This is a genomic window from Burkholderia semiarida, assembly GCF_029268935.1.
In the GTDB taxonomy this organism is placed as follows: Bacteria; Pseudomonadota; Gammaproteobacteria; order Burkholderiales; family Burkholderiaceae; genus Burkholderia; species Burkholderia semiarida.
Genome location: NZ_JAHLCL010000008.1, coordinates 276,136 through 301,088 on the forward strand (window position 1 = coordinate 276,136; position 24,953 = coordinate 301,088).

Below are 24,953 nucleotides of genomic sequence, written 5' to 3' on the forward strand. Positions count from 1 at the left end.
GAACGTCTGCATTCTTTCGTGCGGCCATCGTGCCGCGCGCTCACCGCATCTTCCTGATCGTCGAGAGGGGACGCCGTCCCCGCAGGGCACCGCACGTCTGCGTACGGTTGCGCCCAACATGACGGAAATATCATCTTCGCCTCATGTTCGCACTGCGGCCGGTCCGTAGCATCGGTCGCAAACCGTTACCGCAGAACCGAACATGTTCAAGCTCAACCTCGCCGTGGCCGCCGTATTCGCGATGGCCGCGACGGCTCATGCGCAGCCATCGCTGTCGCCGGGGCCGGCCACGGCTCCGGCTGCTGCCGCCCCGATCGGCGCACCGCCATCCGGCGCACGTCCTGCGTCGTCATTGACGCTTGCCGACGCGCTCGCCGTCGCCGCCCGCAACAACCCGGCGCTGCGCGGCGCGCGCGCCGATGTCGATGCATCGGCCGGCGCACTGATGCAGGCCGGCGCGCGGCCCAACCCCGAAGTGTCGTTCCTGCAGGAAGGTTTCAGCCGAGCGGAACGCACGTCGACCGCGCTGATCAACCAGACGATCGAACTCGGCGGCAAGCGTCGCGCACGGCTCGACGTCGCATCGTACGGCAGCGAATCGGCCAGCGCGTCGCTCGACGAGCAGGGCGCGGCGGTGCGCGCCGACGTGATCGCAGCCTTCTACGGGCTGCTCGCCGCGCAGCGTCAACTTCAGGTGACCGAGGAATCGGCCGCTATCGCCGCGCGCTCCGCGGATCTGGCGGCCCGTCGCGCGCAGGCCGGCAAGGTGTCGCCGGTCGAGGCGACCAAGGCCCGGGTGGCGGCGGCCGGCGTGCAGATCGAAGTCGTGACCGCGCGCGGCCGTGTCGACGTTGCGCGCGAGAAGCTGAACGCGGTGATGGGCGAAGCGCGCAACGCCCCGCTTGCGGTGCTCGGCGATCTCGAAGCCGTACCGTCGGTCGAGCCGCTGTCCGCGCTCATCGCGCGGCTCGACGATGCGCCGCTCGCGCGAATCGCGCGTGCCGAAATGCTGCGCTCGAACGCGGCCGTGTCGTTGGAGCGCGCGCGCCGCATTCCGGACGTGACCGTCAGCGCGGGCGTGAAGCGCGTGACCACGGGCGGCGTGCCCGACAACCAGGCGGTGGTCGGCGTGTCGATCCCGATTCCGCTGTTCAACACGAACAAGGGCGCGCTGCTCGAGGCGACGCACAAGGCCGAGCGCGCGAGCGCCGATCTCGACCGCGAACGCACGCGGCTGCGGCTTGAACTGACGCAGGCGTACGCGAATTTCGCGGCTGCCGAGCAGGAAGCGCAGCGGCTGAAGTCCGACATCCTGCCGGCCGCGCGCGTCGCGCTCGACGCGATGTCGCGCGGCTACGAACTCGGCAAGTTCAGCTTCCTCGACGTGCTCGACGCGCAGCGCACGCTGTTCCAGGGGCAGTCGCAATACGTCCGTGCGCTCGCCGACGCGCATACGGCCCGTGCCGATATCGACCGGCTCGTCGGCACGCCGCTCGCTGCCCGCGCGCAATGAGCGCCCCTCTTGACTGAAGGATCACCATGTCACGCAGCAGAATTTTCATCATTGCGGCAGCCGTGCTCGGCGGCGCAGGAATCGTGCTCGGCGCGCTCGCCGTCGCGCGGGGCGGGAGCGGCGCATCGGCGCCGACGGCCGCCGAATCCGCCCAGGCGGCCGACGGCGCCGGCGCGCACGGCGGTGTCGTGCTCAAGCGCGGCAGGCTGTCCGTCGAGATCGTGATGACGGAAAAGCCCGGCGATGCGCGGCTCGTCGTCTATCCGTTCGTCGACGGCAAGCCCGCGACCCACGGCGTGACCGTGTCCGGCACGCTGGTGCGGTACGACCGCACGCACGAGCCGCTGCGGTTCGACGCGGCCGGCCAGAAATTCGTGTCCGCGCAGTCGATCGCGAAGCCGCACGTATTCGATGCGACGATCGACGTGAAGGCGGGCAACGACGCCGCATCGTTCCCGTTCGCGCGCGCCGACGGCGCGGTCGCGCTGACCGACGCGCAACTGGCGACGTCGAAGATCGCGCTCGCGAAGGCCGGCCCCGCGCAGATCGCGACGCCGTTCCAGTTGCCGGGCGAGATCAAGTTCAACGAGGATCGCACCGCGCACGTGGTGCCGCGTGTGGCCGGCATCGTCGAACAGGTATCGGTGTCGCTCGGGCAGAACGTCGCGAAGGGGCAGGTGCTTGCCGTGATCGCGAGCACCGATCTGGCGGACCGCCGCAGCGAACTGCTGACGGCCGAGCGCCGGTTGTCGGGTGCGCGCGCAACCTACGAGCGCGAACGCACGCTGTGGCAGGAGCGCATCTCGGCCGAACAGGATTATCAGCAGGCGCAGGTGCAGTTGCGCGAGGCCGAGATCGCCGTGCAGAACGCGCGACAGAAGCTCGCCGCGCTGAACGCGCCGGCGGGCGCGGGCGCGCTGAACCGGTATGAACTGCGTGCGCCGTTCGCCGGCACGATCGTCGAGAAGCATGCGACGCCCGGCGAGGCGATCGCCGCCGATGCGAGCATGTTCGTGATCTCCGACCTGTCGACCGTGTGGGCCGAGATGGCCGTGCCGGCGCAGCGGCTGAACGACGTGCGCGTGGGCCGCGATGCGACCGTCAGCGCGACCGCGTTCGAATCGCGTTCGAGCGGCCCGATCGCGTACGTGGGCTCGCTGCTCGGCGAACAGACGCGCACCGCGCCGGCGCGCGTCGTGCTGCCGAACCCCGACGGCGTGTGGCGCCCGGGGATGTTCGTAAACGTGTCGGTCGACGCGGGCCGCCAGGGCGTGCCGCTCGCGGTCGCGAGCGACGCGCTGCAGGACGTCGACGGCGCGCCGGCGGTGTTCGTGCGTTCGCCGAAGGGTTTCGTCGCGCAGGCCGTCGAAACGGGGCGGCGCGACGAACGCGCGACCGAAGTGCTGAAGGGGCTCGAGCCGGGCCAGGAATACGCGGCGACGAACAGCTTCGTGTTGAAGGCCGAACTCGGCAAGGGGAGCGCGGAACATGAATGAGCAGCAATACGCGTGCGCCGTGGCGCGACTGGCGGCCCGATATGCGGCGCGCTTTCCGATCCGCCGCCTGACCGGCCGCGCAGCGCGTCCGGCGCGTGCGACCGTACCCCGTTTCAAGGAATCCCGACATGTTTGAGCGCCTGATCCGCTTTGCGATCGCGCACCGCTGGCTCGTGATGCTGGCGATCGCGGCCGTGGCCGCGCTGGGCGTGTTCAGCTACCAGCGGCTGCCGATCGACGCGGTGCCCGACATCACGAACGTGCAGGTGCAGATCAACACGTCCGCGCCCGGCTACTCGCCGCTCGAGGCCGAGCAGCGCATCACCTATCCGGTCGAGACCGCGATGGCCGGGCTGCCGGGGCTGGAACAGACGCGTTCGATCTCGCGCTACGGGCTGTCGCAGGTCACCGTGATCTTCAAGGACGGCACCGACATCTACTTCGCGCGGCAGCTCGTCAACGAGCGCATCCAGGAAGCGAAGGACAAGCTGCCGGCCGGCGTCGCGCCCGCGATGGGCCCGACGTCGACGGGCCTCGGCGAGATCTACCTGTGGACCGTCGAAGCCGACGCCAATGCGCGCAAGCCCGACGGCACGCGCTACACGGCGGCCGACCTGCGCGAGCTGCAGGACTGGGTCGTGCGGCCGCAACTGCGCAACGTGCGCGGCGTGACCGAGGTCAACTCGATCGGCGGCTACGTGAAGGAGTATCGCGTCGCGCCGAATCCGGCGAAGCTGATGTCGTACGGGCTGACGCTCGCCGACGTCGTGCGGGCGCTCGAGCGCAACAACGACAACGTCGGCGCCGGCTACATCGAAAAGCGCGGCGAGCAGTATCTCGTGCGCGTGCCGGGCCAGGCGCGCACCGTCGACGACATCGCGAACATCGTGCTGACCAACGTCGGCGGCGTGCCGGTGCGGATGAAGGACGTCGGCGTCGTCGACGTCGGCCGCGAACTGCGCACGGGCGCCGCGACGTCGAACGGCGAGGAAGTCGTGCTCGGCACGGTGTTCATGTTGATGGGCGCGAACAGCCGGACGGTGTCGAAGGCCGTCGCCGCGAAGATGGAGGACGTGAACCGCACGCTGCCGGCCGGCGTGAACGCGATTCCGGTGTACGACCGCACGGTGCTCGTCGAGAAGGCCGTCGCGACCGTGAAGAAGAACCTGCTCGAGGGCGCGGTGCTCGTGATCGCCGTGCTGTTCCTGTTCCTCGGCAACATTCGCGCGGCGCTGATCACCGCGCTCGTGATTCCGCTGTCGATGCTGATGACCTTCACGGGGATGGTCAACGCGAAGGTGAGCGCGAACCTGATGAGCCTCGGCGCGCTCGACTTCGGGATCATCGTCGACGGCGCGGTGGTGATCGTCGAGAACTGCGTGCGGCGGCTCGCGCATGCGCAGGCGGCGGCCGGGCGGCCGCTCACGCGCGACGAGCGTTTCGCCGAAGTGTTCGGCGCATCGCAGGAGGCGCGCCGCGCGCTGATCTTCGGGCAACTGATCATCATGGTCGTGTACCTGCCGATCTTTGCGCTGACCGGCGTCGAGGGCAAGATGTTCCACCCGATGGCGATCACGGTCGTGATGGCTCTCGCTGCCGCGATGGTGCTCACCGTCACGTTCATTCCGGCAGCCGTCGCGCTATTCATCGGCGAGCGGGTCGAGGAGAAGGAGAACCGGCTGATGCGCTGGGCGCGGCGTGCGTACGAACCGGTGCTCGCCGGTTTCATGACGCGCCCGGCACGCGTGATGATCGGGGCGGGCGCGATCGTGCTCGCCACGCTCGGACTCGCCACGCGGCTCGGCAGCGAGTTCATCCCGAGCCTCAACGAAGGCGACCTGGCCGTTGCCGCATTGCGAATTCCCGGCACGAGCCTGTCGCAGTCGGTCGAGATGCAGAAGTCGATCGAGAAGACGCTGAAGGCGCGCTTCCCCGAGATCGAGCGCGTGTTCGCGCGCACCGGCACGGCCGAGATCGCGGCCGACCCGATGCCGCCGAACCTGTCGGACGGCTACATCATGCTGAAGCCGGCCGATACGTGGCCCGACCCGAAGAAGCCGCGCGAGCAGCTCGTGAGCGAGATCGAGGAAGCGCTCGCCGAGCTGCCGGGTAACGCCTACGAGTTCTCGCAGCCGATCCAGCTGCGCTTCAACGAACTGATCTCGGGCGTGCGCAGCGACGTCGCCGTGAAGATCTTCGGCGACGACATGGCCGTGCTGAACCAGACCGGCGAACAGATCGCGGCCGCGTTGCGGAAGGTGCCGGGTGCGTCGGAGGTGAAGGTCGAGCAGACCACGGGCCTGCCGGTGCTGACCGTCAACCTCGACCGCGACAAGCTCGCGCGCTACGGCGTGAGCGTCGCCGACCTGCAGGATTCGGTGGCCGCGGCCGTCGGCGGGCAGAAGGCCGGTACGCTGTTCCAGGGCGATCGCCGCTTCGACATCGTCGTGCGGTTGCCCGACGAGCTGCGCACCGACATCGAGGCGATCAAGCGGCTGCCGATCGCGCTGCCCGCGCCGACGGCCGGCGCCAGCGCGCCGCTCGCGGCGGCGCCGTACGTGCCGCTCGCGGAGCTCGCGACGATCGACGTGGCGCCCGGCCCGAACCAGATCAGCCGCGAGGACGGCAAGCGGCGGGTGGTCGTCAGCGCGAACGTGCGCGGGCGCGACGTCGGCTCGTTCGTCGCCGATGCGCGCGAGCAGTTGCAGCAGGACGTGCGCGTGCCGGCCGGCTACTGGGTGTCGTGGGGCGGGCAGTTCGAGCAGTTGCAAAGCGCGAGCGAGCGCCTGAAGCTCGTCGTGCCGCTCGCGCTGTTCATGGTGTTCGTGCTGCTGTTCGTGATGTTCAACAACGTGAAGGACGGCTTGCTCGTATTCACCGGCATTCCGTTCGCGCTGAGCGGCGGCGTCGTGTCGCTGTGGCTGCGCGGGATTCCGCTGTCGATCACGGCGGCGGTCGGCTTCATCGCGTTGTCCGGCGTGGCCGTGCTCAACGGTCTCGTGATGATCTCGTTCATCCGCAACCTGCGCGACGAAGGGGTGCCGCTCGACGCCGCGGTGCGCGACGGCGCGCTCACGCGACTGCGGCCCGTGCTGATGACCGCGCTGGTCGCGTCGCTCGGCTTCCTGCCGATGGCGTTCGCGACCGGCACCGGCGCCGAGGTGCAGCGCCCGCTCGCGACGGTCGTGATCGGCGGTATCCTGTCGTCCACCGCGCTGACGCTGCTGGTGCTGCCGGTGCTGTACCGTGTCAGCCACGCGGTGTCGTGGCGCGCGGCGTTGCGCGGCGGGTTCGGCGCGGGCATGATGCGCCGGCTGCGTTTCTTCAAGGGTAATGCGTGATGCGAATTCTGATTGTCGAGGATGAACCGAAGACGGGCGCGTATCTGCGCAAGGGGTTGACCGAGGCCGGCTACGTCGTCGACTGGGTCGAGGACGGCATCACGGGCCAGCATCAGGCCGAAACGGAGGAGTACGACCTGCTCGTGCTCGACGTGATGCTGCCCGGGCAGGACGGCTGGACATTGCTGCAGAACCTGCGGCGCAGCAAGTCGACGCCCGTGCTGTTCCTCACCGCGCGCGACGACGTCGGCGATCGTGTGAAGGGGCTCGAGCTCGGCGCGGACGACTATCTCGCGAAGCCGTTCGACTTCGTCGAGCTGACCGCGCGCATCAAGTCGATCCTGCGGCGCGGCCAACCGCGCGATTCGAACACGCTGCGCGTGGCCGATCTCGAACTCGACCTGACGCGCCGCAAGGCCACGCGGCAGGGCGACACGATCCTGCTGACCGCGAAGGAGTTCGCGCTGCTGTGGCTGCTGATGCGCCGCGAAGGCGAGATCCTGCCGCGCGCGACGATCGCATCTCAGGTGTGGGACATGAACTTCAACAGCGACACGAACGTCGTCGATTCGGCGATCCGCCGGCTGCGCTCGAAGATCGACGACGCGTACGAACCGAAGCTGATCCACACGGTGCGCGGGATGGGCTACGTGCTCGAAGCGCGCGGCGGCGCGGCCGCATGATCGCGCGCCTGCTGCCGCGGACGCTGCGCGGCCGGCTGACCGCGCTGATCATCCTGTCGACGTCGGTGATCCTCGCGTCGAGCGGCGTCGCACTGTACGAAGCGCTGAGCAATCGCGTCGAAACGACGGCAGCCGAGCAGATGGCCGGCATTTCCGCCGCATTGGGGGCGCACCTGGCCGAGGCGCGCACGACGGCCGACGTCGCGCGCGACACCGACATCTGGATCGACCAGTTGCACGGTCACCCGAACATGGACCTCGCGATCTTCGATGCCAGCGGCGCGCGCGTCGTCGGCACGCCCGGCTTCCGCCCGTACGCGCCGCTGCTGTCGATGAACACCGGGCGCGTGCCGGTCGGCGTCGTGCCGCCGGGCGCACGGCACCAGTACCTGCTGACGGCCGTACCGCTCGCCGGCGCGGGTGCGCCCGTGGTGCGCGTCGCCGTGCAGTACGATCGCAGCGCCGACGTGCTGCTGTTGCGCACGCATGCTTACACGATCGTCGTGATCGAGGTGTTCGGCGTGGTGCTCGCGGCCGCGATCGCGTACGGCATCGCGGCGCTCGGGCTGAGCCCGCTGCGGCGGTTCGCGGCGCGTGCCGAGCAGATGTCGACGAGCCGGCTCGCGCATCCGCTGCCGGAACTCGATACGTCCGGCGAGTTGAAGGAGCTCGAGCATGCGTTCAACGGGATGCTCGAACGGCTGAACGAATCGTTCACGCGGCTGAGCCAGTTCTCGTCGAATCTCGCGCACGACATGCGCACGCCGCTCACGAACCTGCAGGCGGCCGCGCAGGTCGTGCTGTCGCAACCGCGCGGCGCGGACGAATACCGGAGCGTGATCGAGTCGAGCATCGACGAATACCAGCGGTTGTCGCGGATGATCGAGGACATGCTGTTTCTCGCGCGTTCGGAACAGGCCGGCACGTCGATCGGCGTGCGGCGGCTGAATGCGGCCGAGGAGGCGGAGCGGGTGGCCGGATACTACGAGCCGCTGGCGGAAGATGAAGGCGTGACCGTGAAGGTCGACGGCCACGCGTGGGTCGACGCGGATCTGACGCTGTATCAGCGCGCGTTGAGCAACCTGCTGTCGAATGCGCTGACCTATGCGCCGCGCGGCAGCGTCGTGACGATCGATTGCGTCGAGCAGGGCGGCGCGACGACGATCGCCGTGTCGGATACGGGGCCCGGCATCGCCGCGGAACATGTCGGGCGGATTTTCGAGCGCTTCTATCGCGTCGATCCGTCGCGGCACAATTCGGCGTCGGGCACGGGGCTCGGCCTCGCGATCGTCCGGTCGATCATGGACAACCACGGCGGCGAATGCGGCGTCGACAGCGAGCCGGGCCGCCGCACGACCTTCTGGCTGCGCTTTCCGCGAAGGCCGGCCGAACCGGAGCGGCCGGCCGCTACTCGCACCTGACAGCGCGCGCGGCCACGCCTGCGCGTTCGCGGTGAGACAGCCGCGCGGCGCGCGCTGCCGGCGCCCGTGCGGCCGCGCATCATTGCTTCGCGGCCAGGCTGTCGTGGTCGTCGGTCTGCGGCTTCTGCTCGCCGCCATGCACCGAGATCTCGTGTAGCTCCTTGTTGCGCGCGATGAGCTCGCCGGTCGGCGGGTACTGCGTCTTGCTGATCGGCACGATGCCGTCGTGCTGCGCCTGCTTCAGTTCATTGACGACCTGCGTGCGGGTCTTGCCCTGCGTTTGCGTCTGGGCGAATGCGGCCTGCGTGGCCATGCCGAGCGACAGCGTGGCGACGACCAACCATGCTGCGAGGTTTGCGCTTTTCATTGAATGCTCTCCTTGATCAGGGCCGCCGGGGTGGCGAACCATGGACCCAGTATGCGAAAGCAGCCATGCGTGATCGTGATCGCGAGATGAAAAATGCGTCAGATTGCGGGGCGCGAGCGGGCCCCGTGTGGACACACCCGACATGACGCAACCGTCATGTTCGCGTCATGGGTGCGATGAGCGGGAAGCGGAACATGAAGTCTGCCGTTGGCCGACCGTGCCGGCGGCGTGCATGCCGGTCGCGATAGCGGCATCGATCGCGGGCGGCGCCGTTCAGCCCTTCATTCCGGACCGAAAATTGCATCGTCCCGTCATTCGCCTCGCCTTGATCGCAGCCTTGATCGTCCCGTTGTTCGCGGGCTGTGCGCCGACACGTTCCGACACTGCGACCCCTGCCGCCGCAGTCGGCCGCAAACCCGTGCCGTCCGGCCTGATGCCCGGCGAGCAGGTCGACTATGCCGGGCATCGCTGCGGCAATCCGAACCTGTATGTGAAAACGCATCCGTGCGTGTACCCGCAGCGCAATTCGGTGCGGTGAGTGTCGGACACGCGTAAAAAAACGGCCCGGCACTCGACGAGCCCGGGCCTAATGCGTGATCGTGCCGTGCGGCAGCGACCCGCTGCGTGGGTGGGAACGGGCAGGGCCCGTGACGCGTTCGATGGTAGCGACGCGGCGCATCGCGAACCTGATCGCAACATGACATTTTTGTCAGCCGGCGCTGTGCCGGCCACCGCACTCCATACGAAGAGGAGCATACGATGCGTACTATCGCAAAAGGGATCGTGCTGGCGGCGTGTCTGATGTCGACGGCGGCAATGGCCGCAGGCTGGCCGGAACGTGCGCTGTCGCACGCATCGGCGCACGACGTTGGCAGTCGCGTGAACGAGCGGATGCGCTGCGAGTTGGCCGCCGTGCCGGCTGGCGCGTGGACCGCGACATTCGCGCGCGGGCAATGCGAAGTCGCCAGCGGCCGGCTGACGTTCGTGCCGGCCGATGCCGGCGACGCGCCGACCGTCGCGGAGAAACGGATCGTGCTCGGCGACGTCCGTAGCGCGTCGCATCACTCGCGCAAGCTCAAGGAACAGCTGCAACTGACGACGCGCGACGAAGTGATCGCGCTGAACGTGCTGACCGACGACGGCAGCCGCAAGTCGCGCGAACATGCGATCGACCTGTGGACCGCGCTGCGCAACGAGGGCGTCGCGCCGGTCAACGGCACACGTATCGTCGATACCTATCCGACCGGCGCGACGACGTGGTAACCGTCGCGCCATCGCGCGCGGCTTACCCGGCCTTCACCGATCCTTCGATCAGGAAGAACACGATGAAGCCGATGAAGAACGAAGCCGTCGCGAACGGCGTTTCGGGCACCTCGTGCGCTTCGACCAGCAGTTCTTCGGTGACGAGGTACAGCAGCGCGACGGTACCCAGCCCCAGAAGGGCAGCATAGATATTCGCGGGCAGCCCGGCGAACGCCGCATTGCCGGCAACGGCCGCGACGCTCAGCAGCGCCGCGAGCACGACCGGTACGACGATCGACAGCATGCGGCCGATGCCGGCCGCGGCCAAGGCCGCGCTGACCGACAGCGCGAGGAACAGCACCTCGAGCGTCAGCGCGACGGTCAGGATGATGCCGCTTTCGTCGCTCGCGGAAAACGCGATGCCGAGCACGAGGCCGTCGACGACGAGGTCGATCGCGGTGACGATGATCAGGCTCACCGGCAAGCGCGCTTCCTCGAAACGTGTCTCGATCGCGCCCGACAGCGCGCGAATCGCCAGCATCAGCGCGATGCCGAGCACGAAACCGACGACGACCGGAAACAGCGCATGCGCGCGGTCCTGCGGCAGCAGTTCGAGCGCGGCGGCCGCGAACACGATGCCGCCGGTGAAATGCTGGATCACGCTCGACGTTTTCGGGCCGGGCGCGCGCCACGCGGCCGCGAGGGCGCCAAAACAGGCCGCCAGCACGGGCGGTAACGTGAGCAGCGCAAGCTTCGCGGTCGGTGTCATGGGGTCTCTCGGCGGTTGGCGTATCGCAGCGCAGGGGGCGTTGCACGATCGTACGCGCCGGGCGTCGCCCCGGCATCAACCGGGGATTGAACACCTTGAAGCCGCTCCAGGGTCAAGCGGTTCGATGCGGGCGCACCGGCAAGCCGGCGCGCCCGTTTCGCTCAAAGCTGCGCGAGCGCCTGGTCGAGATCGGCGAGCAGGTCGTCGATATGCTCGATGCCGATCGACAGCCGCACCGTTTCCTCCTTCACGCCGGCCTTCGCGAGTTCGGCCGGCGACAACTGACGGTGCGTCGTCGATGCCGGATGCGTCGCGAGCGACTTCGTGTCGCCGATGTTGACGAGCCGCGTGAACAGCTTCAGCGCATCCTGGAACTTCGCGCCGCCGTCGCGGCCGCCCTTCACGCCGAACGTCAGGATGCCCGGCGCACGGCCCGACAGGTAGCGGGCGACGAGCGGATGGTCGGGGTGATCGGGCAGGCCCGCATAATTCACCCATTCGACGTGTTCGTGGCGCGCGAGATGCTGCGCGACCTTCAGCGCGTTGTCGCTGATGCGCTCGACCCGCAGCGCGAGCGTCTCGATTCCCTGCAGGATCTGGAACGCATTGAATGGCGAGATCGCCGCGCCCATGTTGCGCAGCGGCACCACGCGGGCGCGGCCGATATACGCGGCCGGCCCGAACGCTTCGGTATAGACGACGCCGTGATAGCTGACGTCCGGCTCGTTGAGCCGCTTGAAGCGGTCCGCGTGCTCGGCCCACGGGAACTTGCCCGAATCGACGATCGCGCCGCCGAGGCTCGTGCCGTGCCCGCCGAGATACTTCGTCAGCGAATGCACGACGATGTCCGCGCCGTGCTCGAACGGGCGCAGCAGGTACGGCGACGGCACCGTGTTGTCGACGATCAGCGGGATGCCGCGGCGATGCGCGACCTCGGCGAGCGCGGCGATGTCAGTGACGTTGCCGAGCGGGTTGCCGACCGATTCCGCGAAGATCGCCTTCGTGCGCGCGTCGATCAGCGGCTCGAACGACGCGGGGTCGCGTGGGTCGGCGAAGCGCGTGGTGATTCCGTATTGCGGCAGCGTGTGCGCGAACAGGTTGTAGGTGCCGCCGTACAGCGAACTCGCGGACACGATGTTGTCGCCCGCTTCGGCGATCGTCTGGATCGCGTACGTGACGGCGGATTGCCCCGACGCGAGCGCGAGCGCGCCGATACCGCCCTCGAGCGCGGCGATCCGCTGCTCGAGCACGTCCGTCGTCGGGTTCATGATCCGCGTGTAGATGTTGCCCTGGACCTTCAGGTCGAACAGGTCCGCGCCGTGCTGCGTGTCGTCGAATGCGTACGCAACGGTCTGGTAGATCGGGACGGCGACCGCGCGCGTGGTCGGGTCGGGACGATAACCGCCGTGTACTGCGATGGTTTCGAGGCGCCAGTTCGATACGGCCTGATCGGTCATGGGTGCTCCTTCTGTTGTTGTGATGGTCGAGCGATTATAGGAGCACGTGCGCGGCAACCCTTAGAACGAATGGTTTGTTGCTTATGGCGGGGCGGTGCATAAAATGCCTTCTTCCGCGCACAAGGGATACTTGATGAATCAGGATCATTGGAACCAGTTGGATGCTTACTTCTCGGCAACGCTCGTGCCGTCGATTTCGATCGTCGGCGCCGCGTGACATGACGCCGGTACGCCCGTGCGGGCGTACCGCATGCTAGCTCTCGTCGGGATTCGAGTCGCTGCACTGGTCGGGATCGTCGCGCAACAGGATGCGGCGGATGCGGCCGTTGTCGTAGAACGGCACGTCGGGGCAGAACTTCATGCCGGCGCGCGTTGACGTGCGTTTCCAAGCGACCTTTTCGGTACGCACGAGCGTCGGGGCGCTGCCCGCCGCGCCCGGCTTCCAGATGTCGATATACACGCGCGACATCTGCGGCGAATCGCCCACCTCGCAATCCTTCGGTGCACCGAGCGTCGAGCGCAGTCCGGCATCGGTCTGCTCGATGCGTTGCGGAAACTCGATGTAACCGTCGCCGTAGCCGGGTACGACGTAGCAATAGCGACGCGTATTCCCGTCGAGCACGGGCAGCAAGTAGCTGCTCGCCGAGTCGACCTCCTTCACGTCGTTGCCCTGCCAGCGGTACGTCGTCACGCCGTGCTCGCAGCAGCTCGCGCGCCAGTTCGTCCATATGATCCGGTGCACCGGATCGAAATCCGGCGACGTGATGTCTTGCAGTCCCTGCGGCGCATCGACGAAGCGCCGCGTCTTCGGGTTGAAGATCCACGTCTGGTACGGAATGTTCGGGCTCGCCCCCATCCCTTGCGCAAGCATCAGGTCGGGCCAGCCGTCGAAGTTCACGTCGGCGAATTCGGGCGTGGGCAGGCCGCAGGTGCCTTGCGAATCCGTCTGCAGTGTCTGCACGAGGCGGCCGCGGTCGTACAGGCGAATCGCGAAGACGTGCGGCGGGTCGTTGCACGAACTGCTGTCGTCCGGCAGCTTGTCGGCGACGAGGCGGACCTCGTAAGGGAACGGCCTGCCGTCCTGTTTCGGTGCGAGCGAGACGGGCAGCGTGCGCTTGCCGTCCGGCGATGCCCACGTGCCGGTCACGGCGTTGTCGAAGGATGCCGCGCGCCACGTACCCGTTACGCGATCGGCGTTGGCTTTCGCGCCGCTGTCGCGTTCCGAAAGCGTGACACCGTGCGCGTCGAGCGTTCCCTTCAACGCGAGCCGATAGCGTTTGTCGGACGTGCAGGGCGCGTAGCAGTACGAGCCCGATACCGTGTCGGCCACGCGCGACAGCGAGACTTCGACATGCCGGTTGCCGATCGTGCCGGTCCAGTTACGCGACCAGAACGGGATTTCGACTGAATCGCCGGTGCTTGCCGCGTTTGCTGGCGAGAAGGCGAACGCGGTGACTGCGGTGACGGTGACCAGCGCGAACGCACGCGCGCCACGCCAGCCGCGCGTGCGCCGCGTCGCGGTCGGGTTGCGCGACGCGTCGATGAACGGGAGATACATGGTACGGCCCCTCGGTTTGTTATCGGTTATGTCTGCCGGCGTGTTTCGGTGCGATGCGTGCGTCAGCGGTTTCCTGCCGCATCGGCCCGGCGATACAGGCGCGGCCACTGGTCCCGGAACAGGCCGTTGCACGTGCTGTGCGTCGCGAGGCCGTCGAGTACGAAGCGCCGACCGTCGAAGACCCACGACGCGGTCGAGCCGCAATCGCCCGCGCCGCGCAGCCGGACCGTGCTCGACAGCGTCGCGCTCGCGGGATCGTAGCCGGCGTCGGTCAGTTCGTTCGCGAACGACGCAGCATCGAGACCCGCGCTCGCGTTCTCGCCGAAGTTCATCGCGGCCGGCGCGTAGGGGGCGGTGCGTCGCACGCGATACCACAGGTCGGTGTGGTTATATAGGCTACTTGTCTGGCACGGAATCGCGACGAGCGCCTCGTCGGACGAAATCGCGACGGCTCTCGACGCTTTCCTGCGATCGCTCGCCGACATTTCGTCTTCGACATCGGCCGCGCATTGCTTCACGTCGGCGCCGAATTTCGCGAGTACCGCGTCGACCAGCGGCCGCTGTTCGGCGGCCGACAGATTCGACACGGGCGGCGGGGCGGGCGTGACCGCGGGCGGCAACGCGGGCGCGGCCGGTACCGACGACGCAGGCTTGAGGCCCGGGCGCAGCAACGCCGTGACCGTGCCGACGCGGCCTTGCGTGTCGTCGATCAGCAGCAGCGCGGCATTCAGTCCCGACAACGGCGTGCGAGCGGCGGGCGCCGATGCCGGATCGCCGAAGCTCAGCAGTTGCGCATTGCGCGCCGCGGCGAGCCACGCAGCCACCGTTGCCGGATCGTCGGTCCGGATCCGGAACGGGTGCGCCTGATCGCTGGACTTGTCGCCGAACGCATGCCATTGCGCCGGCATCGCATCGAACGGCCGGCCATCGACGCGTGCGGTGCGCAAGTCGATCGGCGCCGATGCGTAGAGATCGAGCGAGGGCTGCGCGTCCGGGCCGGCATCGCGCGTCACGCGCAGGATCAGGCCGGTGCGTGCATCGTCGATATCGTCGGCATGGCTTTCCGCGATACAGCGATTGCCGTTGTCGCAGACGACCGACCAGCTCTTGAATTCGCGCTCGACCGGCGGCCGCGCGAGCGGGCGAGCCTGGGCAACGATCGGGGAAACGGCGAGGAGGGCGGCGATGGCGAGCGAAAGGCGGTGCGACATGACGTTTCGTATCGACTGTGGATGGGCGCGCGGAAGACGTCGGGCTGCAAGCGCATCGTCAGCAAGCGGGCAGGTCGAAGGCTGCGGCGCATGCGGCGGCGCGCGTCACCGAACGGCATCGAGTATACCGCCGCAATGCGTTGCGATCGTGAAGACGACGCGTAGTGTGCGGGCACGACCGTTGCTCGCGTGCATGGGCCGGGCAGGTGCGGATGCAAATACGGCGCGATGCCCGCAGGCGTCGCGCCGTTCGCCTTTCATCGATCATCGACCACGTCGCGCAGGAACGCGTCGAGCATCGCCACGTCGCCCCACGGTCGCTTGTATTCGCGATCGTGTTCGGCATCGGCGAGCATCGTCTCGACGAGCGCGTGGATCGCCGGCCGGCGCGGCCCGTATTCGCTTTCGTTCGCGCTCATCTTCAGCGCGAGCAACGCGTCGAGTTCCGCGCGCACCGCCGGCTCGTGCACCGTGCCGTCGACGAGATCCACGAAGCGCATCGGCGGCATCCCGAGCCCGGAGTCGATCCAGCGTACCGCGAGCAGCGGCCGCAGCACGTACAGGTACTTCTTGTAACGCACCGTGTCGCCTTGCAGGTAGCCGCGAAAGTTCTTCTTGGCCATCGCGAGGTAGTGATGACGCCCGCGCACCGGCGAGAAGAACGCTGACGCCAGCGACCTGAGCCGCGGCGCCCAGCGCGCGTCTTCGCGATACACGACGGGCGAGTCGAGCCATTCGAGCAGCGTCGGGTTCGAGCGGCGCAGCAGTTGGAGCGCCTTGCGCAGTTCCCAACCGCTGACGTCGAGTTCGTCGTCGAGTGGCCGCTCGATCACGTCGCGCTGCGGTTCGACGCTCAGGTACCAGTCGCGCCGGTGTGCATACACGAAGCGCACGTCGTAGTCGCTGTCCGGCGATGCGAAGCCCCAGCCGCGGCTGCCCGATTCGCATGCGAACAGCACGGTCACGTCGTGGCGGCGCTCGACTTCCGCGAGTTCTGCCATCACGCGCGCCCGCACGGCCGGATCGACCGGGTGCGCGCTGCGCACGGGCGTCAATTGTTCCGTTTTCATTGTTGTTTCCCTTTTGTTGCGCGCGGCCGCCGGCCATTGGCCGCGCACCGCGCTATCCTTTCACGCACACCACCTGGCGCAGTGTATGCACCACTTCGACGAGGCTGCGCTGGGCCGCCATCACCGCGTCGATGTCCTTGTACGCCATCGGAATTTCATCGACGACGCCCGCGTCCTTCCGGCATTCGACGCCCTGCGTCGCCTTCGCCTGATCGTCGGCCGTGAAGCGGCGCTTCGCTTCGGTGCGGCTCATCGTCCGGCCCGCGCCGTGGCTGCACGAGCAGAAGCTTTCCGGATTGCCGAGCCCGCGCACGATGAAGCTCTTCGCGCCCATCGACCCCGGAATGATCCCGAGCTGCCCCTTCTGCGCGGACACCGCGCCCTTGCGCGTGACGAGCACCTCTTCGCCGAAGTGGCGTTCGCGCTGCACGTAGTTGTGGTGGCAGTTCACCGCGTGCTCGTCGACCGAAAACGGCTTCGCGATCACGCCGCGCGCCGCGCCGATCACCGCGTCCATCATCGCCTGCCGGTTGCGCCGCGCGTAGTCCTGCGCCCAGCCGACCGCCTCGACGTAATCGTCGAAGTGCCGGCTGCCCTCGGTGAAATACGCGAGATTGCGGTCCGGCAGGTTCGCGATGTGCTGCCGCATGTCGGCCTGCGCGAGTTCGATGAACAGGCTGCCGATCGCATTGCCGACGCCGCGCGAGCCGCTGTGCAGCATGAACCACACGCGGTCCGCTTCGTCGATGCACACTTCGATGAAGTGGTTGCCGGTGCCGAGCGTGCCGAGATGCGCGTAGTGGTTCGTCTTTTCCAGCTTCGGATACTTGTCGACGATCCGCTGGAAGCCCGGTTGCAGCGACTTCCATGCTTCGGTCACGGTGGCCGGCGCGCGATCGCCCCATGCGCCCGGGTCGCGGCGGCCCGGTGCGCGGCCGTGCGGCACCGCGCGTTCGATCGCGCCGCGTAGCCCACCAAGCGAATCCGGCAGGTCGGACGCCGTCAGCGTCGTGCGCGCGGCCATCATCCCGCAGCCGATGTCGACGCCGACCGCGGCCGGGATGATCGCGCCCTTCGTCGGAATCACGCTGCCGATCGTCGAGCCCTTGCCGAGGTGCACGTCCGGCATCACCGCGACGTGGCCGAAGATGAACGGCATCTGTGCCGTGTTGCGCAGTTGCGCGCGCGCTTCCTCCTCGACGGCGACGCCTTGCGTCCACATCTTCACCGGCTTGCCGTTCGCCAGTTCCATTACCTGGTAATCCGTGTCTGTCATTTGCTTCACCTGATTCATTTCGGTATCCGGCGCGAGTCACCTGCATCGCGCCGGATCCCGCATTACGTGCCCTTGATGCTGACGAGTCCGTTCAGCACCTGATCGAGGCCGCCGAACACCGAGATGCGGTCGATCCGTTCCGCGACGCGTTCGAGCGTTTCCAGCTCCTTGAGCCGCAGCGCGGTCGGGTTCTCTTCCATCACCTTCGCGGTGTTCAGCAGCGAACGCGTGGCCGCCGTTTCCTCGCGGCGGCGAATCACGTTCGCCTGCGCGGACTTCTCGGCCTCGACCACCTGCGCGAGGATCGTCTTCATGTCGCCCGGCAGCACGATATCCTTCACGCCGACGCTGCGCACGTCCAGGCCCGAACCGTCGAGACGGGCGCGTACTTGCGCGATCACGACGTCGTCGAGCGACTGCTTGTCCTCCAGCAGCTCGTCGAGCGAGCGCGTGCCGACCGCCGAGCGCAGCGCGAACTGCAACTCGCGATACAGGTGTTCGACCGGCTTCTGCAACTGGCCGAACGCATGCAGCACGTCCGCATAGCGCCACGTCGCCGACAGGTTCAGCCGCAGCGCGACCTTGTCGCGCGTGAGGATTTCCTGCCCGCCGACTTCGATCGCCTGCACGCGCAGATCGACCAGCTCGACCGCGACGTCGCGGTTGAAGCGCCAGAACGCCGACGTGCCCGCGTCCAGCAACCGCTCGATCTTGCCGTCGATCTTCAGTACACCGACGTGGTGCGCCGGCACCTGCGCCAGCAGCACGCCCGTCAGGCCAGCCACGCCGCGCGCACGCAGCGCCGGTTGCGCGATGCGCTTCACGAGCGCGTCGGGCAGCATGCTGTGCCGCGCGAGATCGACACGTTCCAGCCGATGCGCGGTCAGGCCGCGCCAGTACAGCCGGCGCGTGCCCGGCGCGAGGATCTCGACGAGCACGTCGTCTTCGTAGCGCAGGCCCGCTTCATCGTCGGCGAGATCCATCGCGACGAAATACTGCGCGAGCACATCCTGTGCGTCGTGACGCAGATAGTCGGCCAACGCTTCGTCGGCGAGCGGCGCGTCGAGACGCGCGGTCTGCACCGACAAACGCTTGAACGGATCGAAGGCCTTGAACACGCCCGGTTCCAGCACCTTCACGAAATCGCCCTCATTCATCAGCAGCGCGCGCTCGTTCTTTTTCACTACATGTCGCATCCACATATTCTTGTCCTTTTCTTCAATGGCCGCCGGGTGACGCGCATCGTGCGGATCGCGGTGCGACGCAATCGGGCGGGCGGCGCGCTGGCCGGCGTCGAAGCACAGGGCGACGCGTGTGGCATTGCGTCGTCGTGCGCCTCCGTGCGCTGGCCGTGCGGCCGCCCGGCCGATCGCGCGGAACCGCAACCGGTCCGACGCGCGGCGGGCCTCGCGGCCCGCACCGGCGGGTACTGCTTTTCATACGAGACCGTCCTTGCGGACAGCGTTCGAGCGGGATTCGAACCCGCCACCGGCCGGCTTTCGCCGGCTGCTCCACCTGGCTGAGCTTCCGAACAATGGGCGCTCCGGGATTCGAACCCGGACGAAGCGTCCTGACGCGCGCCCGTTTGCCTTCGTCTGTCCATGGCGGCATGCGCTGCGGCGACGAACGAGGTTCGGCGGCGGCGCACCAGCAGGGCTTGTTGAACCCTGGCTCGTGGGCCAGCGGGACATCCGGCGTCTTCTATTTAGCGAGGAGCGTGCCAGCGGGCGTGTCGGGGCTTTGTGGATTTTTTAAACGATTGAAAACAAAAGGGATTTATCTATTGTGCGTGGCTGGAGATCGACGTCGTGCCCAAAGGGTCATCACGATAATACGATATAATCGGATCGCCTCTTATCCTGCGAGATAAATATGCGAAAGACTGTCGCCATCGGGTTTCTCGGCACGGTGCTCGACCAGGGTGGCCGCGCGCCGCGCCGTTACCGCAAATGGCGGCCGACGATTTCGTTGTGCGAGCAGCCGGAGTTGCCGATCGATCGGTTGGAACTGCTGCATTCGCCGGACTACACGCGTCTCGCCAACCAGGTGCGGGACGATCTCGCGCGCGTGTCGCCGCATACCGACGTGCGGCTCACGCCGGTCACGATCCGCGATCCGTGGGATTTCGAGGAGGTCTACGCGACGCTGCACGACTACGCACGCGCATATCCGTTCGACCTCGAACACGAGGATTACCTGATCCACATCACGACCGGCACGCACGTCGCGCAGATCTGCTGGTTCCTGCTGGCGGAAGCGCGCTACCTGCCCGCGCGCCTCGTGCAGACGGGGCCGCCGCAGCGGACCGACGAAGGGCCGAGCGGGCCGGGCACGATCTCGGTGATCGATCTCGACCTGTCCCGCTACAACCGGATCGCGCAGCGCTTCACGCGCGAGCGCGACGAAACGGTGTCGTTCCTGAAGGCCGGCATCGCGACGCGCAACGCGCGCTTCAATGCGCTGATCGAGCAACTCGAGCGCGTGGCCGTGCGTTCGCGCGCGCCGATGCTGCTGGTCGGGCCGACGGGGGCCGGCAAGTCGTTTCTCGCGAAGCGCGTGTACGAGCTGAAGCGCGGCCGGCATCGGCTCGCCGGGCCGTTCATCGAGATCAACTGCGCGACGCTGCGCGGCGACGCGGCGATGTCGACGCTGTTCGGTCACGTGAAGGGCGCGTTCACCGGCGCGCAGTCGGCGCGGGCGGGGCTGCTGCGCGCCGCGGACGGCGGCCTGCTGTTTCTCGACGAGATCGGCGAACTCGGGCTCGACGAGCAGGCGATGCTGCTGAAGGCGATCGAGGAGAAGCGCTTCCTGCCGGTGGGCGCGGACGTCGAGGCGACCAGCGATTTCGAACTGATCGCGGGCACCCATCGCGACCTGCGGCAGATGGTGGCGACCGGGACGTTCCGCGAGGATCTCTATGCGCGGATCAACCTGTGGACCTACGAACTGCCGGGGCTCGCCGAGCGCCGCGAGGACATCGAGCCGAACCTCGAATTCGAGCTCGACCGTTTCGGCCGCGAGCAGGGCGAGCAGGTGCGGTTCAACGTGGAGGCGAAGCGGCGCTATCTCGCGTTCGCGACATCGCCGCGAGCGGCGTGGGCCGGCAATTTCCGCGAATTGTCGGCCTCGGTCACGCGGATGGCGACGCTGGCCGATGCCGGGCGGATTACCGAGGCGCTTGCCGAGCAGGAAGTCGAACGGCTGACGCGCACGTGGTCGTCGCCGGGCGGCGCGGGGGTAGCCGATGAGTGCGTCGATGCGGTGTTCGGCGCGCGTGCGGCGGAACTCGACCTGTTCGACCGGGCGCAGCTCGAACGCGTGCTCGACGTGTGCCGGACGTCGGCGAGCCTGTCGGAAGCCGGGCGCACGCTGTTCGCGGTGTCGCGCCAGAGCAAGAAGCAGCCGAACGATGCCGACCGGCTGCGCAAGTATCTCGCGCGGTTCGGGCTCGATTGGGGCGGTGTGCGGCGTGCGCTCGATCGCGCGTGATGACGCGTGGCGAACGAGGCGCATGACGTCTGCGCCGCGCCCGTTACGCGCGGCAGATCGCGATGATCTCCGCGCTGGTCGCTGCGTCGAACGGTGCGTGGTCCCAGTCGCCGCACCAGTCGGCCGACGCGAATCCGGCCGCCGTCACGCGCCGTTGCAAGTCGGGATGCGCGATGAAACGCAGCCGGCTCGTATTCGTCAGCACCGTGCCGTCGCGGCGGAAGCGGTAGTGCGTGTCGAACGTCACGATCGCGTCGTCGATCGCACGCACCGCGTGATGGAGATCGACGATGCCGAATGCGTGCGATTCGACGCTGCGTGCCGACTGCGCGGGCGTCCATGCTCGCCACGGTTCGGTGCGCGGGTTGCGGGTCTCGAACAGGAAGCGGCCGCCGTCGGCGAGCACGCGTCGCACGCCGCGCAGCGTCGCGTCGATATCGTCGTCGGTCAGCAGGCACTGAAACGCGTGCCCGGTCATCACGACCGCATCGAATCGCGCACCGGGCGGCAGGCCGTCGAGCGCGCACGCGAGCCAGCGGACGGCGGCGGCGCCCGGCTGCCGTCGCGCGTAATCGATCATCGCAGGCGCGGGATCGATCGCGACGACGTCATGCCCGGCCGACGCGAGCCGTCGCGCGAACGTGCCGGTGCCGCAGCCGAGATCGAGAATGCGTTGCCGGGAGGCGCCGATCGCCGCGGCATAGAACACGAAGTCCCGATCGCCCGCGTTGAACAGGTCGTACACCGCGACGAGGCGCGGGTCGGTGTAGAGCAGATCCGCGTCGGCGCGCGTCATGCGGTCGCGCCCATCAGCGCTGCTGCACGGCCACGCGCAGCCCGAGCGCGATGAAGATCGAGCCGATGATCCTGCCCTGCCAGCGCGTGAGCCACGTGAGCCGCTTCACGATGCGGCCGAGCGGGCGGATCGAGCACGCGATCAGCGTCGTGTAGAGCGAGCTGAGCACGACGAAGATCAGCCCGAGCACCGCGAACTGCACGAACGTCGAGCCGCGTTCCGGATGCACGAATTGCGGCATGAACGCGAGAAAGAACAGCGCGGTTTTCGGATTCAGCACTTCAGCGGGAATCGCCTGCAGGTACGCGTTGAGCGGCGTGACGGCCGCCACCCGCGGCAGCGACGGATCGGACGGCTTCTCCAGCAGCGCGCGCACGCCGAGATAGATCAGGTACGCAGCGCCGATCAGCTTCACGATGTTGAACGCGAGCGCTGACGTCATCAGCAGCGCGGACAGCCCGACGGCCGCGAACAGCGTATGCACGAAGTCGCCGCTCGCGACGCCGAGGCCGGTCAGGATGCCGGTCGTGCGCCCGCCCTGCACGGTGCGGCTCAGCACGAGCAGCACGGCGGGGCCGGGGATCAGGAACAGGCCCAGAACGACGGCCGTGAAGGTGGTCAGCGTGGTCAGGTCGAACATGGCGGCTCCGGCGGGTTGGCGCGGCGGCAAGGGGATCGGCGCATTGTATTCGGTTCGGCGCGCGGCCGCTGACGCCCCCGAACGGCACGGCTGCGCCGGCGCCTTTCTGGTATAAGCACGACAGGACGCGCCGGCGTCCGGCCTTTTCCACAGCCCGCCGTTCCATGCGCGACCTTCCACCGATCACCGATCCCGCCGCGGACGCAGACGTCTATCACGTGCCGCGTCCGCTCGTCGTGTTCGGCGGCTCCGTCGTCGAGCCCGAATGGCGGCTGGAGCGGCACAGCCATCGCCAGGCGCAACTGCTCTACACGCTGACCGGCGTCGTCTATTGCGAGATCGACGGCGGCGTGTGGACCGCGCCGCCGCAATGCACGGTCTGGATTCCCGGCGATGTCGCGCATGCGGCGCGCGGCTCGGCCGGCGCGACCTTCTACGCGGTGCTGGTCGAACCCGACGCGGCGCTCGACTTGCCCAAGCGCTGCTGCACGCTGGGCATGTCGCCGCTGTTGCGCGAGCTGCTGCTGAAGGCGGCCAGTTTCCCGAACCTGTACGACGTCGACGGGCCGCAAGGGCGGCTGGTCGCGACGCTGCTCGACGAGCTCGTCGCGGCGCCGGTCGAGGACTTGTACCTGCCGATGCCGGCCGACCGCCGGCTGCGCAAGCTGATCGACCATCTGCTCGACGATCCGGCCGACAAGTCGCCGCTGCCCGAGCTCGCGCGGCGTGCGGGCATCAGCGAGCGCAGCCTGACGCGGCTCGCGACGAAGGAGCTCGGGATGAGCCTCGGCGACTGGCGCCGGCGGCTGCACGTCGCGCTGTCGCTGCGGATGCTGACGACCGGCCGCCGCGTGCACCAGATCGCGATCGATCTCGGCTACGAGAGCGCAAGCAGCTTCGTCACGATGTTCCGCAAGGCGACCGGCAAGCCGCCGACGCAATTCCTCACCGATCGGCAGCGCTGAACCGCCGGATCGCGCCCGTGCCCGTTTGGCCGGATTGAAAAAGCAGTTGGCCGGGACGAGAAATGACGCAGGCGGTCCGGCTCCATAAAATGAGAATCGTTCTCATCTGGAGGCCGACATGCAAATCGTCACGACTGAATTCCCGTTTGTCTGGCTGCGTTACAGCGGCTCGACCCACACCGATCCTGCCCGCCTGATTGCCGAACTCGACGCGCTGCTCGCGCGCCGCGAACGCTTCGTTCTTCTGACCGACGATGCGCCGTCCGGCGACGATCGCGCCGATAACGATCACGAGATGCGCAAGCAGCTCGCGAAGTGGAGCAAGGCCAACCGTGCGCTGTCGCGCGAACGGATCCCCGGGATGATCGCGATCGAGCCCGATGCGGCGCGGCGCGTGGCGCTCAATGCCTTTTCGGGCGCCTTCGAGAAGGTCTGGGGTTATCCGCTGAACGCGGCGGCGAGCCGCGACGACGCGCTGGCGCTCGCGCAACGGCTGCTCGCCGAACCGGCGCCCGGCGTCGCGGCGGCGAACGCCTGACCCGGCGGCCGCGCCGCTCGCGCGGCTTGCGTCGACATCGACACGCACGCGCGGTGCGCAAACGCGCGCCGCGGCCTGTCGCAACCCCGTAGAGGTGTCCGGTGGACAATCCGATCCGCGCGATGCGCATCTTCACGCGCATCGTCGAAATGAACAGCTTTACCCGTGCCGCGCAGGCGCTCGGCATCTCGCGCGCCACCGCGACGCGCACCGTGCAGGAGCTCGAAGCGGCGCTCGGCATGCCGCTGCTGGTGCGCACGACGCGCGCGTTGCGGGCCACGCCCGAAGGCGACGCGTATTACCGGCGCTGCGTCAGCATCACCGCGGACGTCGACGAGCTCGAAGCCAGCATTCGCGGCGCCGCGGTGCATCCGAGCGGGCCGCTGCGCGTGGAATTGCCGGCGTCGGTGGCGGGCGCGATCGTGCTGCCGGCGCTCGGCGAATTCCATGTGCGGCATCCCGATCTCGAACTGATGCTCGCCGTGGCCGGGCGCGCGGGCGATCGCGTCGGCGACGCGATCGACTGCAGTATCCGGCTCGGTGCGCTGCCCGATTCGTCGCTCGTCGCGCGCCGGCTTGGCTCGCTCGAGCGCGTCACGTGCGCGAGCCCCGCGTATCTCGACCGCTTCGGTGTGCCGCGCACGCCCGACGATCTGGGCGGGCATCGCGCGGTAGGCGGGGCGCACGTCTTCGGCCAGCGTCCGGCCGAGCTCGAGTTCGCGGTGGACGACGCGGTGCGCAAGGTGCGGCTCGACGGCATCGTCGGCGTGGACGACGAGCAGGCGTATCTCGCCTGCGGCGTGCACGGCCTCGGGCTGATCCAGCCGACGCGCGTCGCCGCGCAGGCGCTGATCGACGCGGGGCGGTTGCGGGAAGTGCTGGCGCGCTGGCAGCCCGATGCGCTGGCCGTGTCGGTCGTCTACGTGAAGCGCCCGCATGTGTCGCCCGGCGTGCGCGCGTTCGTCGACTGGATCGCCGAGCGTTTCGTGCAGGTCGGACACGAGCAGGCAGGGCTGGCGGCGGCGGGGGCGGTGGGGTGGCGGCCGGCGCCGGGTGCAGTCGTTACCCCCGATCGCTACGGCGGGCTGGTGGCGGTGGCGTGACGGCGGGATGCGGACGGA

Annotated in this window: 21 protein-coding genes and 1 tRNA gene; 11 read left to right on the forward strand and 11 right to left on the reverse strand. The window is 68.3% G+C overall.

Going from position 1 to position 24,953, the window contains the following annotated elements; all coding sequences use genetic code 11:
- Positions 1-202: 202 nt before the first annotated feature.
- The 5 genes from KPB06_RS24530 to KPB06_RS24550 all read left to right on the forward strand — a co-directional run bounded on the left by KPB06_RS24530 (position 203) and on the right by KPB06_RS24550 (position 8,454).
- Entirely contained in the window at positions 203-1,513 is a 1,311-nt protein-coding gene (locus KPB06_RS24530; protein WP_089465424.1) for a TolC family protein, read from the forward strand.
- Positions 1,514-1,539: 26 nt separating this feature from the next.
- A complete protein-coding gene (locus KPB06_RS24535; protein WP_179231763.1) occupies positions 1,540-3,009 on the forward strand; it encodes an efflux RND transporter periplasmic adaptor subunit in 1,470 nt (489 codons plus the stop codon).
- Between the two features lie 128 nt (positions 3,010-3,137).
- A complete protein-coding gene (locus KPB06_RS24540) occupies positions 3,138-6,350 on the forward strand; it encodes an efflux RND transporter permease subunit (protein ID WP_059580245.1) in 3,213 nt (1,070 codons plus the stop codon).
- A complete protein-coding gene (gene irlR, locus KPB06_RS24545) occupies positions 6,350-7,033 on the forward strand; it encodes a heavy metal response regulator transcription factor IrlR (RefSeq protein ID WP_006490455.1) in 684 nt (227 codons plus the stop codon). Before KPB06_RS24540 ends, irlR begins: the two co-directional genes overlap by 1 nt.
- The gene (locus KPB06_RS24550) at positions 7,030-8,454 is read left to right on the forward strand and encodes a heavy metal sensor histidine kinase (protein ID WP_059580248.1); all 1,425 of its coding nucleotides are present in this window, start codon (positions 7,030-7,032) and stop codon (positions 8,452-8,454) included. Before irlR ends, KPB06_RS24550 begins: the two co-directional genes overlap by 4 nt.
- Before the next feature lie 79 nt (positions 8,455-8,533).
- Here KPB06_RS24550 and KPB06_RS24555 read toward each other — a convergent pair whose 3' ends face one another.
- Positions 8,534-8,821 carry a DUF4148 domain-containing protein gene (locus KPB06_RS24555; protein ID WP_059580250.1) on the reverse strand — a complete coding sequence of 96 codons (288 nt, stop codon included), beginning with the start codon at positions 8,819-8,821 and terminating at the stop codon, positions 8,534-8,536.
- Positions 8,822-8,963: 142 nt separating this feature from the next.
- On the opposite strand from KPB06_RS24555, the gene KPB06_RS24560 reads away from it, so the two are divergent.
- Together KPB06_RS24560 and KPB06_RS24565 are read left to right on the forward strand one after the other, a co-directional pair.
- Positions 8,964-9,359, forward strand: a complete 396-nt coding sequence (locus KPB06_RS24560; RefSeq protein WP_230951170.1) for a hypothetical protein — start codon at positions 8,964-8,966, stop codon at positions 9,357-9,359.
- A gap of 221 nt (positions 9,360-9,580) precedes the next feature.
- On the forward strand, positions 9,581-10,084 hold the full coding sequence (locus tag KPB06_RS24565) for a hypothetical protein (protein WP_059580256.1): 504 nt from the start codon (positions 9,581-9,583) through the stop codon (positions 10,082-10,084).
- A gap of 22 nt (positions 10,085-10,106) precedes the next feature.
- Here the strand turns inward: KPB06_RS24565 and KPB06_RS24570 are convergent, their stop codons facing one another.
- The 8 genes from KPB06_RS24570 to KPB06_RS24605 form a co-directional block, all read right to left on the reverse strand.
- Positions 10,107-10,832: a ZIP family metal transporter gene (locus KPB06_RS24570; protein ID WP_059580259.1), complete on the reverse strand. Its 726-nt coding sequence runs from the start codon at positions 10,830-10,832 to the stop codon at positions 10,107-10,109.
- A gap of 161 nt (positions 10,833-10,993) precedes the next feature.
- Complete coding sequence (locus tag KPB06_RS24575) at positions 10,994-12,289, reverse strand: O-acetylhomoserine aminocarboxypropyltransferase/cysteine synthase family protein (RefSeq protein WP_059580261.1); 1,296 nt, start codon at positions 12,287-12,289, stop codon at positions 10,994-10,996.
- Between the two features lie 253 nt (positions 12,290-12,542).
- On the reverse strand, positions 12,543-13,847 hold the full coding sequence (locus KPB06_RS24580) for an XAC2610-related protein (protein ID WP_059580264.1): 1,305 nt from the start codon (positions 13,845-13,847) through the stop codon (positions 12,543-12,545).
- Between the two features lie 62 nt (positions 13,848-13,909).
- Positions 13,910-15,058, reverse strand: a complete 1,149-nt coding sequence (locus tag KPB06_RS24585; protein ID WP_059580267.1) for a DUF1176 domain-containing protein — start codon at positions 15,056-15,058, stop codon at positions 13,910-13,912.
- Between the two features lie 257 nt (positions 15,059-15,315).
- Positions 15,316-16,128 carry a nucleotidyltransferase domain-containing protein gene (locus tag KPB06_RS24590; protein WP_059580270.1) on the reverse strand — a complete coding sequence of 271 codons (813 nt, stop codon included), beginning with the start codon at positions 16,126-16,128 and terminating at the stop codon, positions 15,316-15,318.
- 52 nt (positions 16,129-16,180) lie between these two features.
- Positions 16,181-17,404 (reverse strand): RtcB family protein, encoded by a 1,224-nt coding sequence (locus KPB06_RS24595; RefSeq protein ID WP_059580335.1) that lies wholly within the window; start codon positions 17,402-17,404, stop codon positions 16,181-16,183.
- Between the two features lie 62 nt (positions 17,405-17,466).
- On the reverse strand, positions 17,467-18,606 hold the full coding sequence (locus KPB06_RS24600) for a slipin family protein (RefSeq protein WP_059580273.1): 1,140 nt from the start codon (positions 18,604-18,606) through the stop codon (positions 17,467-17,469).
- A gap of 259 nt (positions 18,607-18,865) precedes the next feature.
- Positions 18,866-18,938, reverse strand: a tRNA-Phe gene (locus KPB06_RS24605).
- A gap of 338 nt (positions 18,939-19,276) precedes the next feature.
- Between KPB06_RS24605 and rtcR the strand changes: the two genes are divergently transcribed.
- Positions 19,277-20,893 (forward strand): RNA repair transcriptional activator RtcR, encoded by a 1,617-nt coding sequence (rtcR, locus tag KPB06_RS24610; RefSeq protein ID WP_059580276.1) that lies wholly within the window; start codon positions 19,277-19,279, stop codon positions 20,891-20,893.
- Between the two features lie 43 nt (positions 20,894-20,936).
- On the opposite strand, the gene KPB06_RS24615 is transcribed toward rtcR, so the two are convergent.
- Together KPB06_RS24615 and KPB06_RS24620 are read right to left on the reverse strand one after the other, a co-directional pair.
- Complete coding sequence (locus tag KPB06_RS24615; RefSeq protein WP_059580279.1) at positions 20,937-21,689, reverse strand: class I SAM-dependent methyltransferase; 753 nt, start codon at positions 21,687-21,689, stop codon at positions 20,937-20,939.
- Between the two features lie 13 nt (positions 21,690-21,702).
- Positions 21,703-22,329 carry a LysE family translocator gene (locus KPB06_RS24620; protein ID WP_059580281.1) on the reverse strand — a complete coding sequence of 209 codons (627 nt, stop codon included), beginning with the start codon at positions 22,327-22,329 and terminating at the stop codon, positions 21,703-21,705.
- 164 nt (positions 22,330-22,493) lie between these two features.
- Between KPB06_RS24620 and KPB06_RS24625 the strand changes: the two genes are divergently transcribed.
- The 3 genes from KPB06_RS24625 to KPB06_RS24635 all read left to right on the forward strand — a co-directional run bounded on the left by KPB06_RS24625 (position 22,494) and on the right by KPB06_RS24635 (position 24,935).
- Positions 22,494-23,294: an AraC family transcriptional regulator gene (locus KPB06_RS24625; protein WP_059580284.1), complete on the forward strand. Its 801-nt coding sequence runs from the start codon at positions 22,494-22,496 to the stop codon at positions 23,292-23,294.
- A 118-nt stretch (positions 23,295-23,412) separates the two neighbouring features.
- Positions 23,413-23,832, forward strand: coding sequence for a hypothetical protein (locus KPB06_RS24630; RefSeq protein WP_059580286.1), 420 nt, complete (start codon positions 23,413-23,415; stop codon positions 23,830-23,832).
- Between the two features lie 101 nt (positions 23,833-23,933).
- Positions 23,934-24,935: a LysR family transcriptional regulator gene (locus tag KPB06_RS24635; RefSeq protein WP_059580289.1), complete on the forward strand. Its 1,002-nt coding sequence runs from the start codon at positions 23,934-23,936 to the stop codon at positions 24,933-24,935.
- Positions 24,936-24,953: the final 18 nt, after the last annotated feature.

Excerpts from the sequence above, each read along its gene's own strand:
- KPB06_RS24530 (WP_089465424.1), top strand. The coding sequence starts at position 203 with ATGTTCAAGCTCAACCTCGCCGTGGCCGCCGTATTCGCGATGGCCGCG.
- KPB06_RS24535 (WP_179231763.1), top strand. The coding sequence starts at position 1,540 with ATGTCACGCAGCAGAATTTTCATCATTGCGGCAGCCGTGCTCGGCGGC.
- KPB06_RS24540 (WP_059580245.1), top strand. The coding sequence starts at position 3,138 with ATGTTTGAGCGCCTGATCCGCTTTGCGATCGCGCACCGCTGGCTCGTG.
- irlR (WP_006490455.1), top strand. The coding sequence starts at position 6,350 with ATGCGAATTCTGATTGTCGAGGATGAACCGAAGACGGGCGCGTATCTG.
- KPB06_RS24550 (WP_059580248.1), top strand. The coding sequence starts at position 7,030 with ATGATCGCGCGCCTGCTGCCGCGGACGCTGCGCGGCCGGCTGACCGCG.
- KPB06_RS24555 (WP_059580250.1), bottom strand. The coding sequence starts at position 8,821 with ATGAAAAGCGCAAACCTCGCAGCATGGTTGGTCGTCGCCACGCTGTCG.
- KPB06_RS24560 (WP_230951170.1), top strand. The coding sequence starts at position 8,964 with ATGACGCAACCGTCATGTTCGCGTCATGGGTGCGATGAGCGGGAAGCG.
- KPB06_RS24565 (WP_059580256.1), top strand. The coding sequence starts at position 9,581 with ATGCGTACTATCGCAAAAGGGATCGTGCTGGCGGCGTGTCTGATGTCG.
- KPB06_RS24570 (WP_059580259.1), bottom strand. The coding sequence starts at position 10,832 with ATGACACCGACCGCGAAGCTTGCGCTGCTCACGTTACCGCCCGTGCTG.
- KPB06_RS24575 (WP_059580261.1), bottom strand. The coding sequence starts at position 12,289 with ATGACCGATCAGGCCGTATCGAACTGGCGCCTCGAAACCATCGCAGTA.
- KPB06_RS24580 (WP_059580264.1), bottom strand. The coding sequence starts at position 13,847 with ATGTATCTCCCGTTCATCGACGCGTCGCGCAACCCGACCGCGACGCGG.
- KPB06_RS24585 (WP_059580267.1), bottom strand. The coding sequence starts at position 15,058 with ATGTCGCACCGCCTTTCGCTCGCCATCGCCGCCCTCCTCGCCGTTTCC.
- KPB06_RS24590 (WP_059580270.1), bottom strand. The coding sequence starts at position 16,128 with ATGAAAACGGAACAATTGACGCCCGTGCGCAGCGCGCACCCGGTCGAT.
- KPB06_RS24595 (WP_059580335.1), bottom strand. The coding sequence starts at position 17,404 with ATGACAGACACGGATTACCAGGTAATGGAACTGGCGAACGGCAAGCCG.
- KPB06_RS24600 (WP_059580273.1), bottom strand. The coding sequence starts at position 18,606 with ATGTGGATGCGACATGTAGTGAAAAAGAACGAGCGCGCGCTGCTGATG.
- rtcR (WP_059580276.1), top strand. The coding sequence starts at position 19,277 with ATGCGAAAGACTGTCGCCATCGGGTTTCTCGGCACGGTGCTCGACCAG.
- KPB06_RS24615 (WP_059580279.1), bottom strand. The coding sequence starts at position 21,689 with ATGACGCGCGCCGACGCGGATCTGCTCTACACCGACCCGCGCCTCGTC.
- KPB06_RS24620 (WP_059580281.1), bottom strand. The coding sequence starts at position 22,329 with ATGTTCGACCTGACCACGCTGACCACCTTCACGGCCGTCGTTCTGGGC.
- KPB06_RS24625 (WP_059580284.1), top strand. The coding sequence starts at position 22,494 with ATGCGCGACCTTCCACCGATCACCGATCCCGCCGCGGACGCAGACGTC.
- KPB06_RS24630 (WP_059580286.1), top strand. The coding sequence starts at position 23,413 with ATGCAAATCGTCACGACTGAATTCCCGTTTGTCTGGCTGCGTTACAGC.